Raw genomic sequence first — 20,069 nt, 5'->3', positions numbered from 1 at the left:
GGGGTGGTGGCGCATGGTCCCAACGTAGCCGTTGGGCGTGTCCGAATGTGTGGGGTTCCTGTCCGTGAAGACATGGCGGCGCCCTGAGGTGCTCCGCGAGGGTGGACCACGTACGCAGCCGACCGCGACGCACGCGCACACGGCCGACCCGCCCACGCAGACGCCGCCCACCGACAGGAGCCGCACCATGACCGCGCAGCCCGCCCCCGGGTCCTACGCCGCCGGGATCTTCGTCCCGGACACCAAGCTGGCCGCCGAGGCCACCGAGCTCGTCCGCGACACCACCGACGAGCTGATCTACCACCACTCCCGCCGCGTCTACTGGTTCGGCAGCCTGCGGGGCCGCGCGCAGGGGCTCGCGTTCGACCCCGAACTGCTCTACGTCGGCGCCATGTTCCACGACCTGGGCCTCGGCGAGCGCTTCCACTCCAGCGGGCGCCGCTTCGAGGTCGACGGCGCCGACGAGGCCCGCGACTTCCTGCGCGGCCACGGCGTGCCGGAGGACGCCGTGCGGCGCGTGTGGACGGCCATCGCGCTGCACACCACGCCCGGCATCCCGGAGTTCATGGAGCCGGAGGTCGCCCTGGTGACGGCCGGGGTGGAGTACGACGTGCTCGGCATCGGCTATGACGGCGTCAGCGCGGGCGACCGTGCCGAGATCACCGCGCTGCATCCTCGCCCCGACTTCAAGCGGCGCATCCTGCGGGCGTTCACCGACGGCATCGCGCCGAAGCCGAAGACCACGTTCGGCAATGTGAAGGCGGACGTCCTGGAGCACTTCGTGCCGGGCTTCACGCGCGGCGACTTCGTGCGCGTCATCCAGGACTCGCCCTGGGAGGAGTAGCGTCCGGGCCCCATTCCGGGACGCGGCGCGTCCGGCCGCCCGTTCCGCTCGGCGCTCAGCGTCCCGGCTCGGCCAGCACCTCGGCCAGGAGGGTGTAGCCGCGGGCGTGCTGCCGTGCGCTGGGCGGCAGTTCGGGGTTCCAGGGCAGGGTGCGGACGCCGGGGCCCAGGGCGTCGCCGAGCGCGGAGGCGTTGGAGCGCACGTCGGTGAGGACGAGGTCCGGCGCGAGCGCGGCGGCCTCCGCCCAGGTCGTGGTGGACCAGTTGGCGCCCTGCCCCTGCGGGGGATCCACGAGGGAGACGCCGAGTCCGGCGAGCGCGGCGAGATCCGGCCAGGCGTACGGCCGCGCCAGGTGGACCGTGTCCGGTCCCGCGGGCGACAGGGCGAGCACCCGCGCGCTCGTGCCGGCCGCGACGGCCGTCAACCGGCGCTCGGCCGCGGCGAGTTCCACGTCGGCCTCCGGACGCGCGGCGGCCCCGAGGCTGCGCGCGAGGGCGGTGAGGCGGTCCCTGATCCCGGCGAGGTCGCGGCCGCCGCCGACGTCGAGCACCACCAGCGGCAGCTGCTGCTCCAGGTGCTTGGCGGCCTCCGGGTCGATGCCGTAGACCTGACCGCCGCCGTAGGTGAGCGCGACGACGAGGTCGGGCGCGGCGGCGAGCAGCGCGTCGACGTCGAGCGCGGATCCGGCGCCGTAGTAGGCGAGATCCGCCAGGGGCAGGTCGCCGGACTTCGCCGGGTCCGGGACGGCCGGGTCGTCGTGCGCGGAGCCGAAGACGCCCGCGACGTCGATGCCGTGGTCGTGCAGCGCCGCCGCGGTCGGCAGGTAGGCGACGAGCCGGGACGGGCGGTGCCGGGACCTCACCAGGTGGTCCCTGTCGTCGGTGAACTCCCAGTCGTGGGCCGTGTCCTGTGCCATGCTCCGACTCCTCCCGCTCCCCTGCCGCGGCCTGCCCTGCCGTGACCGTCCCGGTGTGCTACCTGCCCGGGTGCGCCCCCGCGTACACGGAGGTGAGCGCCCCGCGTGCGGGGCGACGACGCCGGGCGCTCCGCGGGCGTTTCCCCGGCGCCTCTGTCGTACGACCGGGGTGGCCTCCACCCGTCGACCTAGTCCCTGCGCAGGTACCGATCCCGGTCGTGCGACAGAGGCGGTACGGGGGTGTCGCTTCGTAGCTTCGTCGGTGTCGGAAAGCCAACACCGAGCCGAGGAGGCCGACATGAGCAGCCAGCCGCGCACGACCGTCGACGAGCGGGACGCCCGGGGGCGGGGCGACGGACGTCTGAAGGTCGCCGTCATCGTGGCGAGCACCCGCGAGGGCCGCTTCGCGCCGACCGTCGCCGACTGGTTCACGAAGGTCGCCGGGGAGCGCGCCGACCTGGACGTGGACGTGATCGATCTGGCCGACGCCCGATTGCCGGACGGGCTGTCGCGGCAACCGGGCCCGGCGGTCGCCGAGATCAGCCCGCGCCTCGACGCCGCCGACGCGTTCGTCGTCATCACGCCCGAGTACAACCACAGTTTCCCCGCCACGCTGAAGACGGCGATCGACTGGCACTACGCCGAGTGGCGCGCCAAGCCGGTGGGTTTCGTCAGCTACGGAGGGATGTCGGGCGGCCTGCGCGCCGTCGAGCAGCTGCGGCAGGTCTTCGCCGAGCTGCACGCGGTCACGGTGCGGGACACCGTCAGCTTCCACGGCGTGTGGGACCGCTTCGACGCGTCGGGCGAGCCGGTCGACCCCGTCGGCACGGCGGCGGCCGCCACCACGATGCTCGACCAGCTCGCCTGGTGGGGCCACACATTGCGCGACGGCAAGACCGTCCGCCCCTACGCCGCCTGAGCCTGCGGCCGCACCGACGGGCGACGGCCGCGGGGCGCCGCCCGCCGAGCCCTCAACCCCGCGGTCCCGCACGGCGTCACCCACCCCGACGCACGAAGGAGCACGCATGAAGATGACCGCCGCCGCCCTGTCCGCCTACGGCCCCCCGGACGTGCTCCGGCCCATGGAGGTCGACGTTCCCGAGCCCGGTCCCGACGAGGTGCTCGTGCGGGTCAAGGCGGCCGGGGTGCAGCCGTTCGACCTCGGGGTGCGGGAGGGCTGGGTGCCGCCGGGGGCCGAGCCCGGATTCCCGGTGGTGCCCGGCAACGAGTTCGCGGGCGTCGTGGCACGCATCGGCGAGCGCGTCGCCGACTTCGCGCCGGGGGACCACGTGCTCGGGTACGCGCTCCTCGGCGGGTACGCGCAGTACGCCGCCGTGCCCGCCGATCAGCTGGTGCACAAGCCCGTCGCGATGCCGTGGACGGTCGCCGGGGGCTTCTCCGGCAACGGCCAGGGCGCCCATCTGGCGCTCTCCCACCTGCGCGTGGGCCCCGGGGACACGGTCCTGATCGGCGCCGCGGCCGGCGCGCTCGGCACCTTCTCGGTGCAGCTGGCGCGGGCCTGGGGCGCCACGACCGTCATCGGCACGGCGAGCGAGTCCCACCACGGCCACCTGCGGGCGCTCGGGGCGGTCCCGGTGACGTACGGCGAGGGGCTCGTCGACCGGATCCGGGCCGTCGCGCCGGACGGTGTCGACGCGGCGCTCGACGCGGCGGGCCCGGAGGGGCTGCGCGCCGCCGTGGCCGTGACCAAGAAGCGCGACCGGGTCGTCACGATGGTCGCCATGGAGGAGGCCGCGCGCCTCGGTCTGCCCGACTGGGGCGGCACCCGCTCGGCGGCACGCCTGGCCGAACTCACCGCGCTGTACGAGAAGGGGGCGGTGGACGTGCACCTGCGGGCGACGTTCCCGCTGGAGCGCGCGGCGGACGCGCACCGGCTGATCGCCACACGGCACGGCCGCGGCAAGGTGGTCCTCACGGTCGGTTGAGCACCCGCCGTGGGGCGCACGGCCGGGTCCCCTGGGCCCGGCGGGCCTCGTGCCGGGCGTGGGCGCGTGAGGGCAACGCGTGTGACCTGATCCTCCGTTGTGTGTCCCCGTGACGGCTGCGAGGCTGTGATCACGGCACGACCGGAACGGAATGCACGGTGAAACGGATCCACTTCACGTCCGAGGACATCGCCCGGACACGCCTGGGCCCGACGATCGGCGTGGCGGCGGAGACCCTCGACAGCCTCAAGCTCCTCAAGGACCGGCACTCACGAGGCGCGTTCAGCCTCTGGCGCGCGTCGCTGGGCAACCGTCCGGTCGGCCGGATCGGGCCGCTGGCCGCGCTGATGCCCGCGCAGGGGCCCTCCTTCGACGTGGCGAGTCTCGCGGGAAACTCCGCCTCCATCGAGGAGGCGGTGGAGACCCTGCTGGCCGCCCCCCGCGCCCTGCTGCGCGCCGAGCTGGAGAACATCGTGCTCGACCGGGCACATCTCCCCTGGGCGAGGCTGCTGGCGGACGGCGACCGCGAGGCCCTGCGGGACGTGGCCTCGGCGCTCCGGGCCTGCCACGACGTCACGGTCGCCCCCTACTGGCAGCGCATCAGGTCTCATCTGGCGACGGTCCGGTCCGCGTACGCGCACACGCTCGGCGAAGGCGGTGTGGAGCAGCTGTTCGCCACGATCTCCGGGCCGAGGCTCCGCTGGCGGCCGCCCGTCCTCGAAATGGGGCACCCTCAGGACGAGGACGTTCATCTGAACGGGCGGGGCCTGGTGATCACGCCCACGATGTTCTCCTCATCGGAGGTGGCCTTGCTGGTGGCCCCCCTGGACCCGCACGGGGCACCGGTCCTCGCCGTGCCCGCCTCGGGCGACGCGGGCGCCGCGCGAGCGCTGTGGGAGACCGGCGAACGCGGCGGCGGGTCGCTGGGCGATCTGCTGGGGCGCACCAGGGCGGAGACGCTGGAGGCGACGGTCGGCGGATGCAGCACGCTGGAGCTGGCCCGTCGGTTGAACGTCTCGGCGGCAGCGGCGAGCTACCACGCGAAGGTGCTGCGCAACGCGCATCTGATCACCACCACCCGTAACGGCAAGGCCGTGCTGCACTCCGCCACGTCGCTGGGCATCACCCTCCTGGAATCACACCCCTGGAACGGCTGACGGAACCTTCTCCGCGCTGAGCGGCACCTCTGGGGGGAGGCGCCGCCCGCCGAGCCGTGCATTGCTCGACGGGCGGACACGGACGGCGGTCCTGATGTCGCCGCCGGCCGGCGTCCGGTCCCCCGCGCCGCACGCCGTTCCTCCTGGCCCATCGTTCACGTCCCGGCACGGGTTCGGCCATGGTTTCACCCCTGCTCGAAAGGTTGGATGCCCGCGGACGTCAGTGAAGATCCTCTTTCCTGTCGCACTCTGTTTGGGAGGTACAACCATGAGTTCACTACGCGGTTCCGGTACACGAACGCGCAGGGCGGCCGTCTGTCTGGCGGCCGTGGCCATGCTCGGGCTCTCCGTGACGGCGGGCACCGCCCACGCCCAGGACACCCCCGCCGCCCCGTCGAACGTGACGGTGAGCGCGGGCGTCTCCGGCGTCTTCACCGCCAGCGGCGTGAACATCCGCACGGGGCCGTCGACCAGCTACCGGAGCCTCGGACACGGGCAGAAGGGACAGGCCATCACCGTTCACTGCACCGCGAACCCCTGGTGGTACATCACCAACAGGGTGACGGGTGTCACCGGTTGGGTGTACTGGCCGGGCAACGTCCTCATCGACTTCGGAGTGGGGGACCCGCCCGACTGCTAGAAGTTCCCGGCCCAGCCGCATGGCGGCTGGGCCGGCCCCCGCCCCCGTCGCCCGGGGGCGGGGGAGCGCGTACACGACCACGTCCACATCCATGCCGGACGCGACGGCCGCGGCGAGGTCGACCTTGACGGGGAGGGACTGGCCCACGCCCGGGTGCGTACGCGGCTGAGTCCGCAGGGAAGGCGGATTCGTGCGGGAGGCGGATCCGTACGGCGGTGGGATCTGCGCGGCAGTGGGATCCGTCCGTCAGCCGAAGCGGTCGTGGTCCGCCAGGACCGCGTCGATGACGCGCCGGTTGGTCGACTCCTGCTCCCGGCCCGTGTCGATGCACTCGGACAGGACCAGCAGCGCCTTCCACAGGGCCCAGCCCCGGGCACGCGCCCACGTCCCCTCGTCCTGGCCGACCGCCCACCGGAACGCCTCCCGGCTCTCGCCGTCGAACATGCCCCAGGCGGCCACCAGATCGCAGGCCGGGTCGCCGACGCCGGACGTGCCGAAGTCGATGACGGCGGTGAGCTTGCCGCCCTCGACCAGGAGGTTCCCGGGAGCGATGTCCCCGTGGAACCACACCGGGGTCCCCGTCCACGCGGCGGCGAGCGCGGCCTCCCAGACGGCGGCGGCCCGCTCGGTGTCGACGCGGCCCTCGAGCGCGGTCAGGCAGCGCCGCGTCTCGGCGTCGTAGTGGGCGGGCGGGGCTCCCCGGTAGAAGCTGTGCTCCCCGGCGGGCGGCCCTCCCGTGGTGTCGCAGCGCCACAGCGCGTGCAGGAAGTCGGCCACCGAGACCGCGAACTGCGCCGTGTCGTCGATGTGGCCCCGAAGCGCCGTCTCCCCCGCCAGCCAGCCGCGTACGGACCACGGATACGGATAGCCCTCGCCGGGCACGCCCTTGGCCAGCACCGGCGGGATGGCCACGGGAAGGGAGGGTGCGAGGCGCGGCAGCCAGTCGTTCTCCTTGGCCACCGCCGGGACGTATCCCTCGGCCGTGGGGAGGCGGACCGTCTTGTCGTCGCCGAGCCGGTAGGTCCGGTTGTCCCAGCCGTCGACCTCCACCGGGGTGACGGGCAGCCCGCTCCACTGCGGGAACTGCGCGGCGATCAGACGCCTGACCAGAGCGGCGTCGATGCCGGCGCGGCCGTCGGGCGGAGGGGTCGGGACCATGCGGCGATCATCGCCCGGTGGCGCCGCACGCGGCAACGGAATATCCCCCATGAGAGGCTGCGCCGCATGCCCCCCGTCCCCACTCCCCCGGAACTCCACGCGTTCCTGTCGTCGTTGCGCCCCGGCGAGCCGCTGTCCGGCACGGGGCCTGGTCCCTCTCGGCGAGCTCGCGCCGACACCTCCGGCGACCCCGGAGGAGGCCGTCCGGGTCGGCGAGGAGGTCACGGTCGTCGTCACCGCCGTCGAACGCGACCGGCGCAGACTGACCTTCTCCCGCCGCCAGGCCTGACCCGCACCTGCCGCAGGGCCGGCACGCCCCGCACCTCCCCGGGGCCTCCGCGCGCCTCAGAGCCAGCGCTCCGCCGCCTCCACCGTGTCCGCCACCCCGCTGTTGAACGCGACGGCCGCCTGCGGCGTGTGACGGCGGATCAGGTTGACGATGGTCTCGAAGAGCGGCAGCAGCGGCTGGGCCTTGCGGATGCCGCCCCCGATGACGACCACGTCCCACGGGCGCTCGGTCAGCGCGGCGACGAGCGTCGGCTCGGCCTTCTCGTCGAACACGACGACCACCGACGCGGCCACGACGTCGCGCTCCCGGAACCGCGCCAGCTCGGCGTCGAGGGCCGCGTTGACCGCCTCCGCGTCATTTCCGGGCAGGGCTTGGGGGTCGTAACCGATCACGAGTACCGAAGGCATGGGCGTCACCGTAACAACCGGCGTGGACCCCGCTGACGCCAGGTTGCCTGCTCAGAGCCCGAGTTGGGCGCGGCCCGGCGCGTCGAGGTCGGTGAGGAGCGCGCGTCCGGACCACGACGCCTCGTAGTCCTCGCGGGCGAAGTCGCTCGGGCTCGCGCCCTCCAGGAACCGCTCGCCGCACGCGCGGGCGTATGCGGCGTTCTTCTCGCAGTACGGGCTCGCCGGGATGTACATGACGTTGCCCCAGCGCTCCGCGTTGCTGCCGTCGGCCACGGAGTGGAGGGCTTCGGGCAGGGGGCGGAAGACCTCTCCCACGCCAAGAAGACTTCAAGCTTTGACAACTGAGGGATCATCAAACTTAGGCGAGGCTAACCTCGCTGTGTCGAACGAGGGGAACAGCGGCACGCGATCGAGGAGCGAGAAGCATGGGAAGCACGGGAAGCCTCCATGGAAAGGTCGCCCTGGTCACCGGCAGCAGCCGGGGCATCGGGCGGGGCATCGCCGAGCGACTGGCACGGGACGGCGCTCTGGTGGCCGTCCACTACGGCAGCAACGAGGCGGCGGCCGAGGAGACCGCCGCGGCCATCGCCCGGGCCGGCGGCCGGTCGTTCCTCGTGGGCGCCGAACTGGGCGTCCCCGGCGACGTGGACACGCTCACGGCAGGACTTGAGTCCGGGCTGCGCGCACACGGGGAATCGGCGATCGACATCCTCGTCCACAACGCGGGGCTCAACCTCATGGGGCGCTCGATCGAGGTGCTGACTCCCGAGGAGTTCGACCGGATGGTCGCGGTCAACGTGAAGGCGCCGTTCTTCCTCACCCAGCGGCTGCTGCCGCGCCTGCGCGACGGCGGCCGGATCATCACCATCTCGTCCGTCTCCACGCGGGTGGCCTCCGCGCACGGCATCGGCTATCCGCTCACCAAGGGCGCGCTCGACGTGTTCAGCCACACCCTGGCCAAGTACCTCGGACCGCGGGAGATCACCGTGAACTCCGTCGTCGTCGGGTTCACCCGCACCGACATGACGGCCGAGGTGCTGGACGACCCGGTGAACCTGGAGCGGAACATCGGTCTGACGGCGCTCGGCCGGATCGGCCGGGTCCCGGACATCGCCGACGCGGTCGCCTTCCTGGCCTCGGACGACGCCCGCTGGATCACCGGCACCAAGCTCGACGCCACCGGCGGCGTCAACCTGTGAGCGAGCCCTGTGCGGCACCGGCCGGTGAGCGGGCCCCGGGTCGGCGACCCGCCCGGAACCCTAGGTCAGCACCAGCCACCTCCGGCCGTCGATGAGTTCGCGGGCCGCGTCGAGGTGGCCGGCGTGGCACGCGGTCTCGGTGATGACGTGCAGCACGACGTCGCGCAGGGTGTGCAGGTGCGGTTCGCCGAAGAGGTCGTGGGGCCACCAGGCGAGCGGGGTGTCGGGCGGGGTCGTGGCGATGACGGCGTCGGTGCGTTCCGCCTCCCGCCGGTACAGCTCCAGGACGTCGGCGGGCCGCGTCCCCGGGTCCACCCGCCAGGCCTCGTCGTCGCTCGTCAGGCCGCGGATGACGTCCTCGTCGCCGGCGACGACGGCGCGGAACCAGAAGCGCTCGACGTCCAGCGCGAGGTGCTGGACCATCCCGAGGCAGTGCCATCCGGACGGCAGCACGGGCCGGCGCAGGGCCGCCTCGTCCAGGCCGTCGAGGATGCCGAGGACGTGCCGCCGCTGTCCGTCGAGGACGGTGCGGAGGGCGCGGGTCCCGTCGTCCGCGGTCGTGTCGCTCACCTTCTCGGTCATGGTCACCCAGGATTCCCGAACCGTGGCGTTCACGTGGGATTTCCCGGCAACCGGTCCCCGTACGCGGGTGGGCGCCACCCCTTTTAGCCTGAGGGGGTGATCAGTGACGCGTCGGTGAACCCCCGCACGAGTCTCGGCCGGGTCCTGGCGGACCTCGGGCCGACGCTCCTCGACCTCGTGCACGGCCGTCCGGAGCGCACGGACGACGTGGGCGGCGTCGTCATCCACGACCCCGGGGACGAGGTCGCCTACCCGCCGCACGCTCTCGTGCTCGGCGTCGCCGTCTACGGCACGGAGGAGATCGCCGGCCTGCTGCGCGCGCTGGGCGAGCGGGGCGCCGCCGCCCTGGTCGTGCGGGGGCCGGTCGAGCGGGACCCGGCACTCGACGAGGCGTCGGCGGCCTCCGGGGTGGCGCTGATCGCCCTGACGCAGGGCGCCTCGTGGTCGCAGCTCACGGCGCTGCTGCGGACGCTGCTCACCGAGGGGGACGTCGGCGAGGCCGGTCCCGAGTCCCTGGGCGGGGTTCCGTCCGGCGATCTGTTCGCGCTGGCCAACGCCGTCGCCACGCTGCTGGACGCGCCGATCACCATCGAGGACAGGCAACACCGGATCATGGCGTTCTCGGGGCGGCAGGACGAGGCGGACCAGGCGCGCGTCGCCACCGTTCTCGCGCGCCAAGTGCCCGACGAGTACCTCCGGGTCCTGGAGGGCCGGGGCGTCTTCAGCGAGCTGTACCGCAGCGACCGACCGGTCCGCATCGCCCCCGCCACGGTCAAGGAGGGGGAGACGGCCCTGCCGAGGGTGGCCGTCGCGGTGCGGGCCGGGGACGAGTTCCTCGGGTCGCTGTGGGCGGCGGTGCGGGAACCGCTGACGCCCGACCGCGAGCGGGCGTTCCAGGACGCCGCCAAACTCGTGGCCCTGCACCTGCTGCGCCACCGCGCGGGCGCCGACGCGCGGCACCGGCTGCGCGCCGACCTGGTGAGCACCGTGCTGGAGGGCGGGGCAGGGGCGGCCGACGCACTGAGCCGGCTGGGGCTCGTGCGCGAGCCGACGGTGGTGATGGCCATGGGGCTGCCGGCCGGGGCCGGGGACCACGCCCAGGTGGTGGCGGACCGCCAGCGGCTGACCAGCGCCCTGGGCATCCACCTCGACGCGGTGCAGCCCCGCTCGGCCCTCGCGCTCCTCGGCGACGTCGCGTACGCCGTCGTCCCCGTGCCGGCGGATCCCGCGGCCGGACGCGAGCGGGCGGCGCAGATCGCCGCCCACTTCATGGACCGTGCCGGTGAGCGGGCGCGGGCCGCCATCGGCATCGGGCCCGTGGCCACCGACCCGTCGGCGCTGGGGCGCTCGCGCACCGGGGCCGACCGGGCTCTGCGGGTGCTGCTGAGCCGCCGGACCGGGCGGCGCGTCGCGGCGATCGACGACGTGCACGTCGACGCGCTGCTGCTGGAGATGCGGGACCTGGCGGCCCTGCACGGCGACGGACTCCTCGGCCCGGTGGCCCGTCTGGCGGCGTACGACGCCGAGCACCGGTCACATCTGGTGGGCACGTTGCGCGCCTGGCTGGACGCCTTCGGCGACACGGTGGCCGCCGCCGCGCAGGAGTTCGTCCACCCGAACACCTTCCGCTATCGCCTGAAGCGGGTCACCGAGGTGGGGCGCATCGACCTCGGTGACCCGTCCGTCCGCTTCGCCCTCATGCTCCAGCTGAACCTGATGGCGCCGGACGGGCCCGTGACGCGTCAGAACCGCACGTCGGAGCAGGCGTAGAAGGCATTGCCGGTGTCGGCGATGGTCCAGACACCGAGGATGAGGTGCCGGCCGGTCTTCTGCGGCAGGACGCCGCTGTGGGTGACCGTGGAGCCGGGCAGCCGGCCGCCGAAGGGCACCGACAGGAACGGCTGCGGGTCCAGGTCGGCCCTCGTCAGCGGCTTGGTGGGGTCCCAGCCGTCCTTGGTGATGTAGTAGCGGAAGTCGGTGGTGGCGTGCCGGGCCGTGATCCGCCAGACGAAGGTGTGGTTCTGACCCGCGGTCAGCTGGGTGGCGGGCCAGTTGCCGCCGCGCGGGTCGTCCAGTTCGGAGAAGCGCCCGATGCCGCCCGAGCAGATGTGCCCGTCGGCGGGCCCGCGCGCGGGGAATCCCTTGGACCCCTCCACGCTCGGCGGCTCCCACTGGATCTGCCCGCAGTTCTTGACGGTGCCGTTGCCGCACAACTGCTGGCGGCTGACGGGCGAGTCGGTGTAGCCGTGGGCCTGGGCGCTGCCGCTGGTGGCCAGCATGGCCGAGCCGGCGAGGCCGAGGCCCAGGAGTAACGAGGTGAACCTTCTCTTGCGCATGGTGTGCTCCCGTGGTCCGAGGTTGCGGGTGGGACGGACGGGCGCCTCGGAGGCACTGCCGGATCGAGGAGCGAGCACAGGACGGCAGTACGGGAACAACCGGAGGGCACACGTCCGACGCGGTCTAGACCAAGTCCGAGATTAGCCCCACGGGTTGGGCATGTCCATACCAATGGACGTCCACGGCAAGAGACCGGGGCGGGCCGCACGGGAGGGGCGGCCCGCCGAGAGAGTCCGGCCGCGCGGGAGGGGCGGCCCGGGGCGGCTACGAGGTCGGGACGCCGACCTGCGACCACGCCTTCAGGACCGCCTGAACCTCGTCGCCGTCACCGAACAGGGTGCGCGCGGTCGCCGCGGTGAGCCGGGCGAAGTCGTCGAACTGGGCGTCCGTGGAGAGTTCGCCGCCGGTGAGCGCGGCGTACCAGATCTTCCCCGCGCGCTCCCAGGCGTTGCCGCCGAGCGCCGAGGCCAGCAGGTAGAACGCGTGGTTGGGGATGCCGGAGTTGATGTGCACGCCGCCGTTGTCCCGGCCGGTGCGCACGTAGTCGTCCATCGTGGCGGGCTGCGGGTCCTTGCCGAGCTGCGGGTCGTCGTACGCCGTACCGGGAGCCTTCATGGACCGCAGGGCCTCGCCGTTGATGCGCGGCCCGAGCAGACCGGCGCCAATGAGCCAGTCGGCCTCCTCCGCGTTCTGGCCGAGCGCGTACTGCTTGATGAGGGAGCCGAACACGTCGGACACCGACTCGTTCAGCGCTCCGGACTGGCCGAAGTAGTCCAGGTTGGCGCTGTACTGCGTGACGCCGTGGGTCAGTTCGTGGCCGATGACGTCCACCGGGATGGTGAAGTCGAGGAAGAGCTCGCCGTCGCCGTCGCCGAACACCATCTGCTCGCCCTCCCAGAAGGCGTTGTCGTACTGCTCGCCGTAGTGCACGGACGCGACGAGCGGCAGCCCGGAGTCGTCGATCGAGTGCCGTCCGTACGCCTTGAGGTACAGGTCGAAGGTCGCGCCGAGCCCGGCGTGCGCGCGGTTGACACTGGCGTCACCGGAAGCCTGGTCGCTCTCCGAGTGGACCTTGGTGCCGGGCAGCGTCTCGGTGTGCCCGGCGTCGTAGATCGTGCGGTCGGGCCGGTCGGAGGGCGTGCCCGCGGGGGCGGCGGCGGCGCGGACCGTGGTGATGCGGCGCTGGGTGCGCAGCAGGGCGTCACGCTCCAGGGTGCGGCGCGCGGGTCCGAACACGACGGGGTCCTCGTGCTGGGCGAGCTTGTCGAGGACGTGGGGCGGCACGACGGTGCAGAACACGGCGGAGTTCTTCATGACCACAAGCTGACACAACGTATTCAGTTGGTCACAGAGTGCAGTCAGGATGGCGAGAAGACGCCGTTATCCGGCCGGAAGCAGTGGTTGGCCACCTCCGGCCGGTCACGGCCAGAGCCTTCCGAGCCGGTCGGTCAGAGGCGGATCCACTCCTTGGCCGTGGTCACCCGGTCCAGCACGTCGGCGAGCGGCTCGACACCGAGGCCGGGGCCCGTGGGGACGTCGAGGTGACCGTCGCTCAGCTCGAACGGCTCGGTGACGTCGGTCGCGAAGTAGCGGCGCGAGCCCGAGGTGTCGCCGGGCAGGGTGAAGCCGGGCAGCGCGGCGAGCGCGACGTTCGCGGCGCGCCCCAGGCCCGTCTCCAGCATGCCGCCGCACCACACCGGGACGCCGTGGGCCACGCACAGGTCGTGGATGGCCTTGGCCTCCAGATAGCCGCCCACGCGGCCCGGCTTGATGTTGATGACCGACGCGGCGCCCAGCGTGATGGCCGCCGCGGCGTCCTCCGCGGACTCGATCGACTCGTCCAGGCACACCGGGGTGCGCAACTGCCGTGCGAGCGCCGCGTGCTGGACGAGGTCGTCGTCGGCGAGCGGCTGCTCGACCAGGAGCAGGTCGAAGGCGTCGAGCTTGGCGAGCTGCCGGGCGTCGGCCAGGGTGTAGGCGGCGTTGGCGTCCACCTGGAGGAGCAGGTCGTCGCCGAACCGCTCCCGCACGGCGCGCACCGGCTCCACGTCCCAGCCGGGTTCGATCTTGAGCTTGATGCGTACGTATCCCTCGTCGATGAACCCGCCCACGGCATCGAGGAGTTCGGGCACGGAGTCCATGATGCCGACCGACACGCCGCACGCCACGCGCGCGCGCTCGGCGCCGAGGTACGCCCCGAAGGACTGGCCCGCGGCGCGCAGTTGGGCGTCGAGCACGGCCGTCTCCAGTGCCGCCTTGGCCATCTTGTGGCCCTTGAACGGCTTCATGGCCCGCTTGACCGCGTAGGCGTCCGCCCGCACAGGCAGCGCCGGGACGAGGAAGCGGCGCAGCACGTCGGCCGCCCCGTCGACGTACTCCGAGCAGTAGCGGGGCTCGGACATCGCGACGCACTCGCCCCAGCCCTCGCTCTCGGGCGTCACCACGCGCACGAGCAGGACGTCGCGGGCGGTCTCGACGCCGAAGGAGGTCCTGAACGGTGCCCGCAGGGGCATCGCGATCCGGCGCAGTTCGATTCCGGTGATCTTCACGGTGGCTGGCTCCTGGGAGGGGTCGCGGGTCATGCGGGGAGGTCGCGCGTGACGACGTAGCGGGTGCGGTCGTGGAAGCCGGTGACGCGGGCCCCTTCGGCGAGGAGACCGCCCAGCACCTCGCGCATGGCGAGGCGCCAGGCCTTGCCCGCGCCCGGGTCGGCGCGGCGCAGGCCCTCGATGTCGGGCGGGACCTCGACGAGCAGCGTGCGGGCGTCGAGGCGGCCGACGGCCGGGCGGCCGTCCCGCACGGACAGCGCGGTCACGGCGTCGGCGGGGACGGACACGGGCGGGGCGTCGGAGGCCGTGGCGGCGACCACCGAGGGGTGGGACAGCTCCCAGGCGACGAGGGCGCGGTCGGTGTCGTCGCCGCCGTTGATCGCGTCGTCCATCGGGCCGTAGAAGCTGGTGAGGTACTCCACCGGGCGCGCGCCGAGCTTGGCGAGGTTGAAGTGGGCGTTGCGCCGCACCAGCGGATCGTAGGTCCAGGTGATCGTGGACAGGCCGCGGGCCAGGGCCCATGCGCGCTGGTGGCGCTTGAGGGCGAGGCCCGCACCGTGGCCGGGCAGCGCCCCGGTGACGTGCGAGTGGAGCGCCTGCCCCACGGGGGCCGCGAAGAACGCCACGGACGCGCCGACGAGGCGCCCCTCGGCGAAGGCGCCGGCGACGTAGTTGCCGGCGTGGGACAGTGCCCGCATCTGTTCGACCCCCATCGGGGAGGCGCCGGGCGCGGAGCCCCAGATCCGCTCGAACAGGGCGTTGACGCCGTCCAGTTCGCACAGCTCGTGCAGCTCGCGGACATCCAGGCCGCTCATGGGGTGAACTCCCCCACCAGCGCGGCGAGCAGCCGTGCGCGGGGCGCCATCTCCGCGACGACCACGTGCTCGTGGTCGGCGTGGGCGCCGCCGCCGACGGCGCCGAGGCCGTCCAGCGTCGGGCAGCCGAGCCCGGCGGTGATGTTGCCGTCGGACGCGCCGCCCACCGACGCCGAGGTCAGCGACTCCAGGCCGAGCCCCGGGGCGAGGGCGCGGGCGCGCTCGTAGAGGCCGGCGGAGGAACTCTCCTCCAGCGGCGGCCGGTTGGGTCCGCCGCGCACCTCAAGGCGGGCCCCGGGCACGGTCGTCCGCAGCGCCCGCAGTGCCGCGTCCACCCGCTCCTGCGCGCCGAGGGTCGGGACGCGGACGTCGACGCTGACCTTCGCCCGCGCGGGCACGGTGTTGGTCGTCGACCCCGCGCCGACCACCGTGGGGACGACCGTGGTGCGCCAGCCCGGCCGGGCATCACGGTCAGCGGCCGCGGCGAGGCCGTCGAGGGCGAGGACGAGATGGGCGGCCTCCACGGCCGCGTTGACGCCCTTCTCCGGTTCGAGGCCGGAGTGGGCGGCCTTGCCGTGCACCACCAACTCGTAGGCGGAGGTGCCCTTTCGGCCGGTCTTCAGCGCGCCGCCGTCCGCCGACGCCTCCAGCACGAAGGTGGCCTCGCACTGCCGCGCGGCCTCCTCGATGAGCGCCCGCGAGGTGTCGGAGCCCACCTCCTCGTCGCCGGTCACCAGGACGCAGACGCCCTCCAGGGAGGGCAGCGAGGCCAGGGCGTGGAACATCTGCACCAGGCCGGCCTTCATGTCGAAGACGCCGGGGCCGCGCGCGACACCGTCGCGCACCGACCACGGGTGCGTGGCGAGCGAGCCCATCGGCCACACCGTGTCGTGGTGCCCGAGGAGCAGTACCCGCGGGGTGCCGAACGTCCACCGCAGATGTGTCACGCCGTCGACGACGACGCGCTCCGGCGGGGCGCCGAGGTGGCGGGTCCCCTGCGCGGCCACGACGTCCGCGCTGCGCGCCACCGCGTCGTGGTCCGCGGAGAAGGACTCGCACACCACCAGTTCTTCGAGGTCCGCGAGCATCGCGGCGACCTCGGGCGGCCGTACCTGCAGATCGTCGGTCACCTTCGACTCCTCCCTAGAGACACGCTCATGACGCTAGGGGAGAGAGGACGACCTGTGTTCGTACGAGCCACCCAAGATCGGCCGAGGGATCCGTGCCGTACGACGAACCCCTCACCACGAGGGGCCGGGACCCGCCTTGGCGGGACCGGGCCCTTCACGCGTCACCTGCGCAGCCAGTCACCCGCCCCGTGCAGCCACGAGGCGAACAGGGTCTCGTCGCCCAGGACCTCGATCCCGTCGGCGGGCGTCGCGGTACGGCGCTGGTAGAGGAGGAGCAGGAGGTCGGCGAGCGGACCGCGCACGGCGGACGTCGCCTTCCGGTGGCCGTGGCTCCAGGTGCTGGGAGCCTCGCCGAGGTCGATCAGCCACTCCCCCTCGCCCTCGGGGGCGTCCGTGGCGTGGAAGTGGATCGAGCGGCCGGGGCCGATCAGCGCGTCGTACGCGTCCCGCGAGGGGAACGCCTGCGGCAGGGTGCTGAGTTCGATCCACTCGTCGAGGCCGTCGATGGCGACGTCCGCGTCGAGGGTGTACTTCGCGCCGACCGCGGCGGTCGCGTCGAAGCGGTGGACGACGGTTTCGTACGTCATGCGGCGGGCCCAGAAGGACGGGGTGCCGTTCGGCGCGACGGTCCACACCCGGGTCTCCGGGTCCGTCGCCCGCAGGGTGTCCGCGAACAGCGCGGCACCCTCGGTCAGCCAGGCGGACAGCGTGGGGATGTCGTCGTCCGCTTCGGGGGTGACGTCGTTGACCTGCTCGTCCGGGACGGGCTCGGTGGCGCGGGTCCGGACGACGGTCTCGGCCCAGCGGTGCGTGCCGCCGACGTGACGCAGGAGGTGGGCGAGGGTCCAGCCGGGGCACCCGGGCACCGGCGCGGTGGCGTCCGCGCCCTCGACGACGGAGGTCAACTGGGCGGTCTGGTCGACGATTCGGGCGGCGTAGCGGTCATGGATCGTACTGGGGCTCGGATGCGTCATGCCGTCACGGTAGACCACGGAACGCAGGCTGCTCGGCACGAACCAGGGGCTGGTGAAGACAGGCGGGGGCAGCGGGGTGGACGTGCCGACGGATCTCCGCGCCCCGGAAGAGGCACCTCCGGCTCCCTCCGACTCACGCACTCCGTCGACGCTCGTGTCCTCGCGTGTCATGGCACCCCTTCGCTCCCGTGGCCCGCGCGCTCGCGGTGCCGCCGCTGTCGTCTCCGCCATGCGTGCCTTCCGTCGTGCGCGCCCTCCGTCATGCACGCCCTCCGCCCGGCCCGTCACGCCGATGTCGCCAGGAACTGGGTCGCCGCCAGCTCCCCGTACAACGGGTCGTCCGCCACCAGGTCGGCGTGCGTGCCGACCGCGCGCACCCGGCCCGCGTCCATCACGACGATCCGGTCCGCCAGCGTCACCGTCGACAGCCGGTGCGCCACCACCAGGACCGTGACCTCGCGGGACACCTCGGCCACGACGTCCCGCAGGGCCAGTTCGTTGACCGCGTCCAGTTGCGAGGTCGCCTCGTCGAGCAGCAGGAGGCGCGGCTTGCGCAGCAGCGCGCGGGCGATCGCCACCCGCTGACGCTCGCCGCCGGACAGCTTGGAGCCCCGGTGGCCGACGACGGTGTCGAGCCCGTCGGGGAGCCGCTCGACCATCGTGTCCAGCCGCGCGCGCACGAGGACGTCGTGGATCGCGGCGTCGTCGGCGTCGGGCGCCGCGAAGACCAGGTTCTCGCGCAGGGTGCCCGCGAGGACGGGCGCGTCCTGCTCGACGTACCCGATGGCGGCCCGCAGGTCGGCGAGCGGCCAGTCCCCGACGTCCTTGCCGTCCACGAGGATCCGGCCGCCGGTCGCCTCGTAGAACCGCTCGACCAGGCCGAACACGGTCGTCTTGCCCGCGCCGGACGGGCCGACGAACGCCGTCATGCCCGCGCCGGGCACCTCGAAGCTCACGCCGTGGTGGACGTAGGGCAGGTCGTCGCGGTAGCGGAAGGTCACGTCGTCGAAGACCACCGACATCGCGCCGGCCGCGGCCCGGTCCGGCTCCCCCGCCGTGCCCGGCTCCCCGATCTCCTCCGTCTCCAGGCGTTCCGCCTGTACGATCCGGGCGATCGCCGCCGAGCCCTTCTGGTACTGCGTCGCCGCGTCGACCATGCGCGACACCGGGTCGATCAAGTAGAAGAGGAAGAGCAGATACGTCACGAGCGTCGCGACGGATATCGTGCCGGACGCGACCCGCGCGCCGCCGATCCCGAGCACCGCGAGGAACGACACCTGCACCGCGAGCGCCACCGAAGTCCCCGCCACCGACTGCCACTTCGCCGAGCGCACGCCGTGCCGCCAGGCCTCCTGCGCGGCGGCCTCCACCGCGGCGGCCTCGCGCTGTTCGGCGCCGGACGCCTTGAGCGTGCGAAAGGCGCCGAACGCCCGCTCGAGCGCGGTGGAGATGGTGCCCACCGCCTCCTGGGAACGCTGGGTCGCCTGGGCGATCTTCGGCATGAGCAGGGCCACCGCGCCGCCGATGAGCACGATCACCCCGAGCGTGACGCCGAGCAGGACCGGGTCCATCAGCCCCATCAGCACGATCGTCGCGAGGAAGGTGAGCACGCCGGACGCCGCCGACACCACGGACTGCGTGGTCACCGCCCGCAACAGTGTGGTGTCCGAGGTGATCCGCGACATCAGGTCGCCCGGCTGGGTCCGCTCCACCTCCGGCAGCCGCAGCCGCAGCAGGCGTCCGATCAGGGTGCGCCGCGCGGCGAGCACCACGGACTCCGCCGTGCGTTCCAGGACGTACGCCCCCATCGCCTCGATCGCGGCGCCGACGACCACGAGCCCGGTGAGGAGCAGCAGGATGCCGACGATCGGCTCGTCGCCGCCGAGCCGGTTCACCAGCGCCCCCGCCGCGAGCGGCTGGGCGAGCCCGGACGCCGAGCCGATCAGCGTCAGGAGGGCACCGAGGGCGACCACTCCGCGGTGCGGCCGGAAGTGCTGGTACAGCGCGCGCCAGGTCTCCTTCGCGGGCAGCCGCTCGGAGGCGACGGGGGCCGCGGAGGCAGCGGCAGCCGCGCCGGAGGCCCGGCCGTCGCCCGGTGCACCCGGGGAGGGCTCCGTCGGGGATATGCCGGACGGTGGTCTGTCGACAGGGGATACGTCGGTCACGACTGACAGGACGCAGGACGCGGTGATCCACCTGACTCCGGCCCGCTCCGGGCTTCCCACACCCCTCGAACCGCACAGACGCTCGACGAGTCGCTGCCTCGCATGATTCGTTTCGGCGCTTCACTACTCCGGTTGCGGGTGGGGAGTTAGACGAGCGGCCGAAATCGGTGCAGTGACGATTCTGCACCGGGACGGTGGCACGGGGCGGGCAGCAAGGCTCGCGGTGTGGTCGAACGCGAGACGGAGTGGAGAGGCGTGCGAGAACGGGGTCACGGGGAGAGTTCCCGCCGGCCGGAAGGCCCGCGGGCCGGCGGTCTGGTCGGACGGGCCGAGGAGCTGGGGGCGCTGCGCAGAATGCTCGCCCAGGGGCGGCTGGTCACGGTGGTGGGCGGCGCGGGGGTCGGCAAGAGCCTGCTCGCCGAGCACGCGGCCGCCGCGGTGGGCGGTTCGCTGCCGGACGGTGTGGTGCGGGTGCGGTGGTGGGACGGCGGGCCGCCGCGACGGCGGTCGGTCGCCCAGGCGGTGGCCGACGCGATGGACGGAACGGCCGACGGCGAGTCCGGCGGGTCCGGGCCGTCCGTGGGCGGCGCGGAACTGGTGGCGCGGTTGCGGGCCCGGCGGATGCTGCTGGTGCTCGACGACTTCGATCCGGTGCGGGGCGAGTGCGTACGGCTGGTCAGGGCGCTCCTCGAAGAGGCCCCGGAGGTACGGGTACTGGCCGCGGGACGCCATCCGCTCGGCCTCGGCGACGAGGCGGTGCTGCGGCTCGGACCGCTGGCTGTCGGGGTGGGCGGGAGTGGTGGTGCGGGTGGTGGCGAGGATGGTGGCGCCGACGCATCCCGAACTGCGGGCGCTGATACGAGTACCGGTACCGGTGCCGGCACTGCTCCCGACACTGGCCCAGACGCCGGCCGTGCCTCCGCCCCAGCCCCAGGCCCAAGCTCAGCCCCAGGCCCAGACC

The 20,069-nt window shown here is 73.4% G+C and carries 21 protein-coding genes; 9 read left to right on the top strand and 12 right to left on the bottom strand.

Annotated features, from left to right (window positions below; translation table 11 throughout):
• The first annotated feature begins 187 nt into the window (after positions 1-187).
• Positions 188-844 (top strand): HD domain-containing protein, encoded by a 657-nt coding sequence (locus tag AOK22_RS26640; RefSeq protein ID WP_055701250.1) that lies wholly within the window; start codon positions 188-190, stop codon positions 842-844.
• Between the two features lie 55 nt (positions 845-899).
• Here the strand turns inward: AOK22_RS26640 and AOK22_RS26635 are convergent, their stop codons facing one another.
• Positions 900-1,760 (bottom strand): substrate-binding domain-containing protein, encoded by an 861-nt coding sequence (locus tag AOK22_RS26635; RefSeq protein ID WP_055701249.1) that lies wholly within the window; start codon positions 1,758-1,760, stop codon positions 900-902.
• Between the two features lie 298 nt (positions 1,761-2,058).
• On the opposite strand from AOK22_RS26635, the gene AOK22_RS26630 reads away from it, so the two are divergent.
• The 4 genes from AOK22_RS26630 to AOK22_RS41040 all read left to right on the top strand — a co-directional run bounded on the left by AOK22_RS26630 (position 2,059) and on the right by AOK22_RS41040 (position 5,503).
• Positions 2,059-2,679: an NADPH-dependent FMN reductase gene (locus AOK22_RS26630; protein ID WP_079036832.1), complete on the top strand. Its 621-nt coding sequence runs from the start codon at positions 2,059-2,061 to the stop codon at positions 2,677-2,679.
• Between the two features lie 106 nt (positions 2,680-2,785).
• Entirely contained in the window at positions 2,786-3,706 is a 921-nt protein-coding gene (locus tag AOK22_RS26625) for an NADP-dependent oxidoreductase (RefSeq protein WP_244165017.1), read from the top strand.
• A 158-nt stretch (positions 3,707-3,864) separates the two neighbouring features.
• Positions 3,865-4,863 carry an ArsR/SmtB family transcription factor gene (locus AOK22_RS26620; RefSeq protein ID WP_055701248.1) on the top strand — a complete coding sequence of 333 codons (999 nt, stop codon included), beginning with the start codon at positions 3,865-3,867 and terminating at the stop codon, positions 4,861-4,863.
• Between the two features lie 268 nt (positions 4,864-5,131).
• Positions 5,132-5,503 (top strand): SH3 domain-containing protein, encoded by a 372-nt coding sequence (locus AOK22_RS41040; protein WP_157872294.1) that lies wholly within the window; start codon positions 5,132-5,134, stop codon positions 5,501-5,503.
• Positions 5,504-5,749: 246 nt separating this feature from the next.
• On the opposite strand, the gene AOK22_RS26610 is transcribed toward AOK22_RS41040, so the two are convergent.
• Positions 5,750-6,661, bottom strand: coding sequence for an aminoglycoside phosphotransferase family protein (locus AOK22_RS26610; RefSeq protein WP_055701246.1), 912 nt, complete (start codon positions 6,659-6,661; stop codon positions 5,750-5,752).
• Between AOK22_RS26610 and AOK22_RS40115 the strand changes: the two genes are divergently transcribed.
• On the top strand, positions 6,624-6,950 hold the full coding sequence (locus tag AOK22_RS40115; protein ID WP_079036833.1) for a S1 RNA-binding domain-containing protein: 327 nt from the start codon (positions 6,624-6,626) through the stop codon (positions 6,948-6,950). The genes AOK22_RS26610 and AOK22_RS40115 overlap by 38 nt on opposite strands.
• Positions 6,951-7,006: 56 nt before the next feature.
• Here the strand turns inward: AOK22_RS40115 and AOK22_RS26605 are convergent, their stop codons facing one another.
• The gene (locus AOK22_RS26605) at positions 7,007-7,357 is read right to left on the bottom strand and encodes a hypothetical protein (RefSeq protein WP_055701245.1); all 351 of its coding nucleotides are present in this window, start codon (positions 7,355-7,357) and stop codon (positions 7,007-7,009) included.
• A gap of 51 nt (positions 7,358-7,408) precedes the next feature.
• Entirely contained in the window at positions 7,409-7,672 is a 264-nt protein-coding gene (locus AOK22_RS26600; protein WP_055701244.1) for a YbiU family protein, read from the bottom strand.
• 110 nt (positions 7,673-7,782) lie between these two features.
• On the opposite strand from AOK22_RS26600, the gene AOK22_RS26595 reads away from it, so the two are divergent.
• On the top strand, positions 7,783-8,556 hold the full coding sequence (locus AOK22_RS26595) for an SDR family oxidoreductase (protein ID WP_055701243.1): 774 nt from the start codon (positions 7,783-7,785) through the stop codon (positions 8,554-8,556).
• Between the two features lie 60 nt (positions 8,557-8,616).
• Here AOK22_RS26595 and AOK22_RS26590 read toward each other — a convergent pair whose 3' ends face one another.
• Positions 8,617-9,138 (bottom strand): DinB family protein, encoded by a 522-nt coding sequence (locus tag AOK22_RS26590; RefSeq protein WP_208606449.1) that lies wholly within the window; start codon positions 9,136-9,138, stop codon positions 8,617-8,619.
• A 96-nt stretch (positions 9,139-9,234) separates the two neighbouring features.
• Between AOK22_RS26590 and AOK22_RS26585 the strand changes: the two genes are divergently transcribed.
• A complete protein-coding gene (locus tag AOK22_RS26585; protein WP_055701241.1) occupies positions 9,235-10,908 on the top strand; it encodes a PucR family transcriptional regulator in 1,674 nt (557 codons plus the stop codon).
• Here AOK22_RS26585 and AOK22_RS26580 read toward each other — a convergent pair.
• The 7 genes from AOK22_RS26580 to AOK22_RS26550 form a co-directional block, all read right to left on the bottom strand.
• Entirely contained in the window at positions 10,881-11,474 is a 594-nt protein-coding gene (locus AOK22_RS26580) for a lytic polysaccharide monooxygenase auxiliary activity family 9 protein (RefSeq protein WP_055701240.1), read from the bottom strand. The two genes, AOK22_RS26585 and AOK22_RS26580, sit on opposite strands and share 28 nt — an antisense overlap.
• A gap of 265 nt (positions 11,475-11,739) precedes the next feature.
• On the bottom strand, positions 11,740-12,789 hold the full coding sequence (locus tag AOK22_RS26575; RefSeq protein WP_055701254.1) for a M4 family metallopeptidase: 1,050 nt from the start codon (positions 12,787-12,789) through the stop codon (positions 11,740-11,742).
• A 134-nt stretch (positions 12,790-12,923) separates the two neighbouring features.
• Positions 12,924-14,057 carry an o-succinylbenzoate synthase gene (gene menC / locus AOK22_RS26570; RefSeq protein ID WP_055701239.1) on the bottom strand — a complete coding sequence of 378 codons (1,134 nt, stop codon included), beginning with the start codon at positions 14,055-14,057 and terminating at the stop codon, positions 12,924-12,926.
• Positions 14,054-14,839, bottom strand: coding sequence for a hypothetical protein (locus tag AOK22_RS26565; protein ID WP_055701238.1), 786 nt, complete (start codon positions 14,837-14,839; stop codon positions 14,054-14,056). The genes menC and AOK22_RS26565 overlap by 4 nt, the downstream gene beginning before the upstream one ends.
• A complete protein-coding gene (locus tag AOK22_RS26560; RefSeq protein ID WP_055701253.1) occupies positions 14,836-15,927 on the bottom strand; it encodes a M20 family metallopeptidase in 1,092 nt (363 codons plus the stop codon). Before AOK22_RS26560 ends, AOK22_RS26565 begins: the two co-directional genes overlap by 4 nt.
• A 203-nt stretch (positions 15,928-16,130) precedes the next feature.
• Positions 16,131-16,943 (bottom strand): maleylpyruvate isomerase family mycothiol-dependent enzyme, encoded by an 813-nt coding sequence (locus AOK22_RS26555; protein ID WP_055701252.1) that lies wholly within the window; start codon positions 16,941-16,943, stop codon positions 16,131-16,133.
• A gap of 284 nt (positions 16,944-17,227) precedes the next feature.
• Entirely contained in the window at positions 17,228-18,973 is a 1,746-nt protein-coding gene (locus AOK22_RS26550) for an ABC transporter ATP-binding protein (protein ID WP_055701251.1), read from the bottom strand.
• 390 nt (positions 18,974-19,363) lie between these two features.
• Here AOK22_RS26550 and AOK22_RS41035 point away from each other — a divergent pair.
• Positions 19,364-20,069 (top strand): AAA family ATPase (locus AOK22_RS41035; protein ID WP_341845610.1); only part of this gene is annotated, 706 nt, incomplete at its 3' end.

This window comes from Streptomyces silaceus (assembly GCF_001419745.1).
In the GTDB taxonomy this organism is placed as follows: Bacteria; Actinomycetota; Actinomycetes; order Streptomycetales; family Streptomycetaceae; genus Streptomyces; species Streptomyces silaceus.
This window is presented reverse-complemented; position numbering and strand designations above follow the sequence as displayed.

Coding starts and splice junctions, on each gene's coding strand:
- AOK22_RS26640 (WP_055701250.1), top strand. CDS start 188: ATGACCGCGCAGCCCGCCCCCGGGTCCTACGCCGCCGGGATCTTCGTC.
- AOK22_RS26635 (WP_055701249.1), bottom strand. CDS start 1,760: ATGGCACAGGACACGGCCCACGACTGGGAGTTCACCGACGACAGGGAC.
- AOK22_RS26630 (WP_079036832.1), top strand. CDS start 2,059: ATGAGCAGCCAGCCGCGCACGACCGTCGACGAGCGGGACGCCCGGGGG.
- AOK22_RS26625 (WP_244165017.1), top strand. CDS start 2,786: ATGAAGATGACCGCCGCCGCCCTGTCCGCCTACGGCCCCCCGGACGTG.
- AOK22_RS41040 (WP_157872294.1), top strand. CDS start 5,132: ATGAGTTCACTACGCGGTTCCGGTACACGAACGCGCAGGGCGGCCGTC.
- AOK22_RS40115 (WP_079036833.1), top strand. CDS start 6,624: ATGCCGGCGCGGCCGTCGGGCGGAGGGGTCGGGACCATGCGGCGATCA.
- AOK22_RS26610 (WP_055701246.1), bottom strand. CDS start 6,661: ATGGTCCCGACCCCTCCGCCCGACGGCCGCGCCGGCATCGACGCCGCT.
- AOK22_RS26605 (WP_055701245.1), bottom strand. CDS start 7,357: ATGCCTTCGGTACTCGTGATCGGTTACGACCCCCAAGCCCTGCCCGGA.
- AOK22_RS26595 (WP_055701243.1), top strand. CDS start 7,783: ATGGGAAGCACGGGAAGCCTCCATGGAAAGGTCGCCCTGGTCACCGGC.
- AOK22_RS26590 (WP_208606449.1), bottom strand. CDS start 9,138: ATGACCGAGAAGGTGAGCGACACGACCGCGGACGACGGGACCCGCGCC.
- AOK22_RS26580 (WP_055701240.1), bottom strand. CDS start 11,474: ATGCGCAAGAGAAGGTTCACCTCGTTACTCCTGGGCCTCGGCCTCGCC.
- AOK22_RS26575 (WP_055701254.1), bottom strand. CDS start 12,789: ATGAAGAACTCCGCCGTGTTCTGCACCGTCGTGCCGCCCCACGTCCTC.
- menC (WP_055701239.1), bottom strand. CDS start 14,057: ATGACCCGCGACCCCTCCCAGGAGCCAGCCACCGTGAAGATCACCGGA.
- AOK22_RS26565 (WP_055701238.1), bottom strand. CDS start 14,839: ATGAGCGGCCTGGATGTCCGCGAGCTGCACGAGCTGTGCGAACTGGAC.
- AOK22_RS26560 (WP_055701253.1), bottom strand. CDS start 15,927: ATGCTCGCGGACCTCGAAGAACTGGTGGTGTGCGAGTCCTTCTCCGCG.
- AOK22_RS26555 (WP_055701252.1), bottom strand. CDS start 16,943: ATGACGCATCCGAGCCCCAGTACGATCCATGACCGCTACGCCGCCCGA.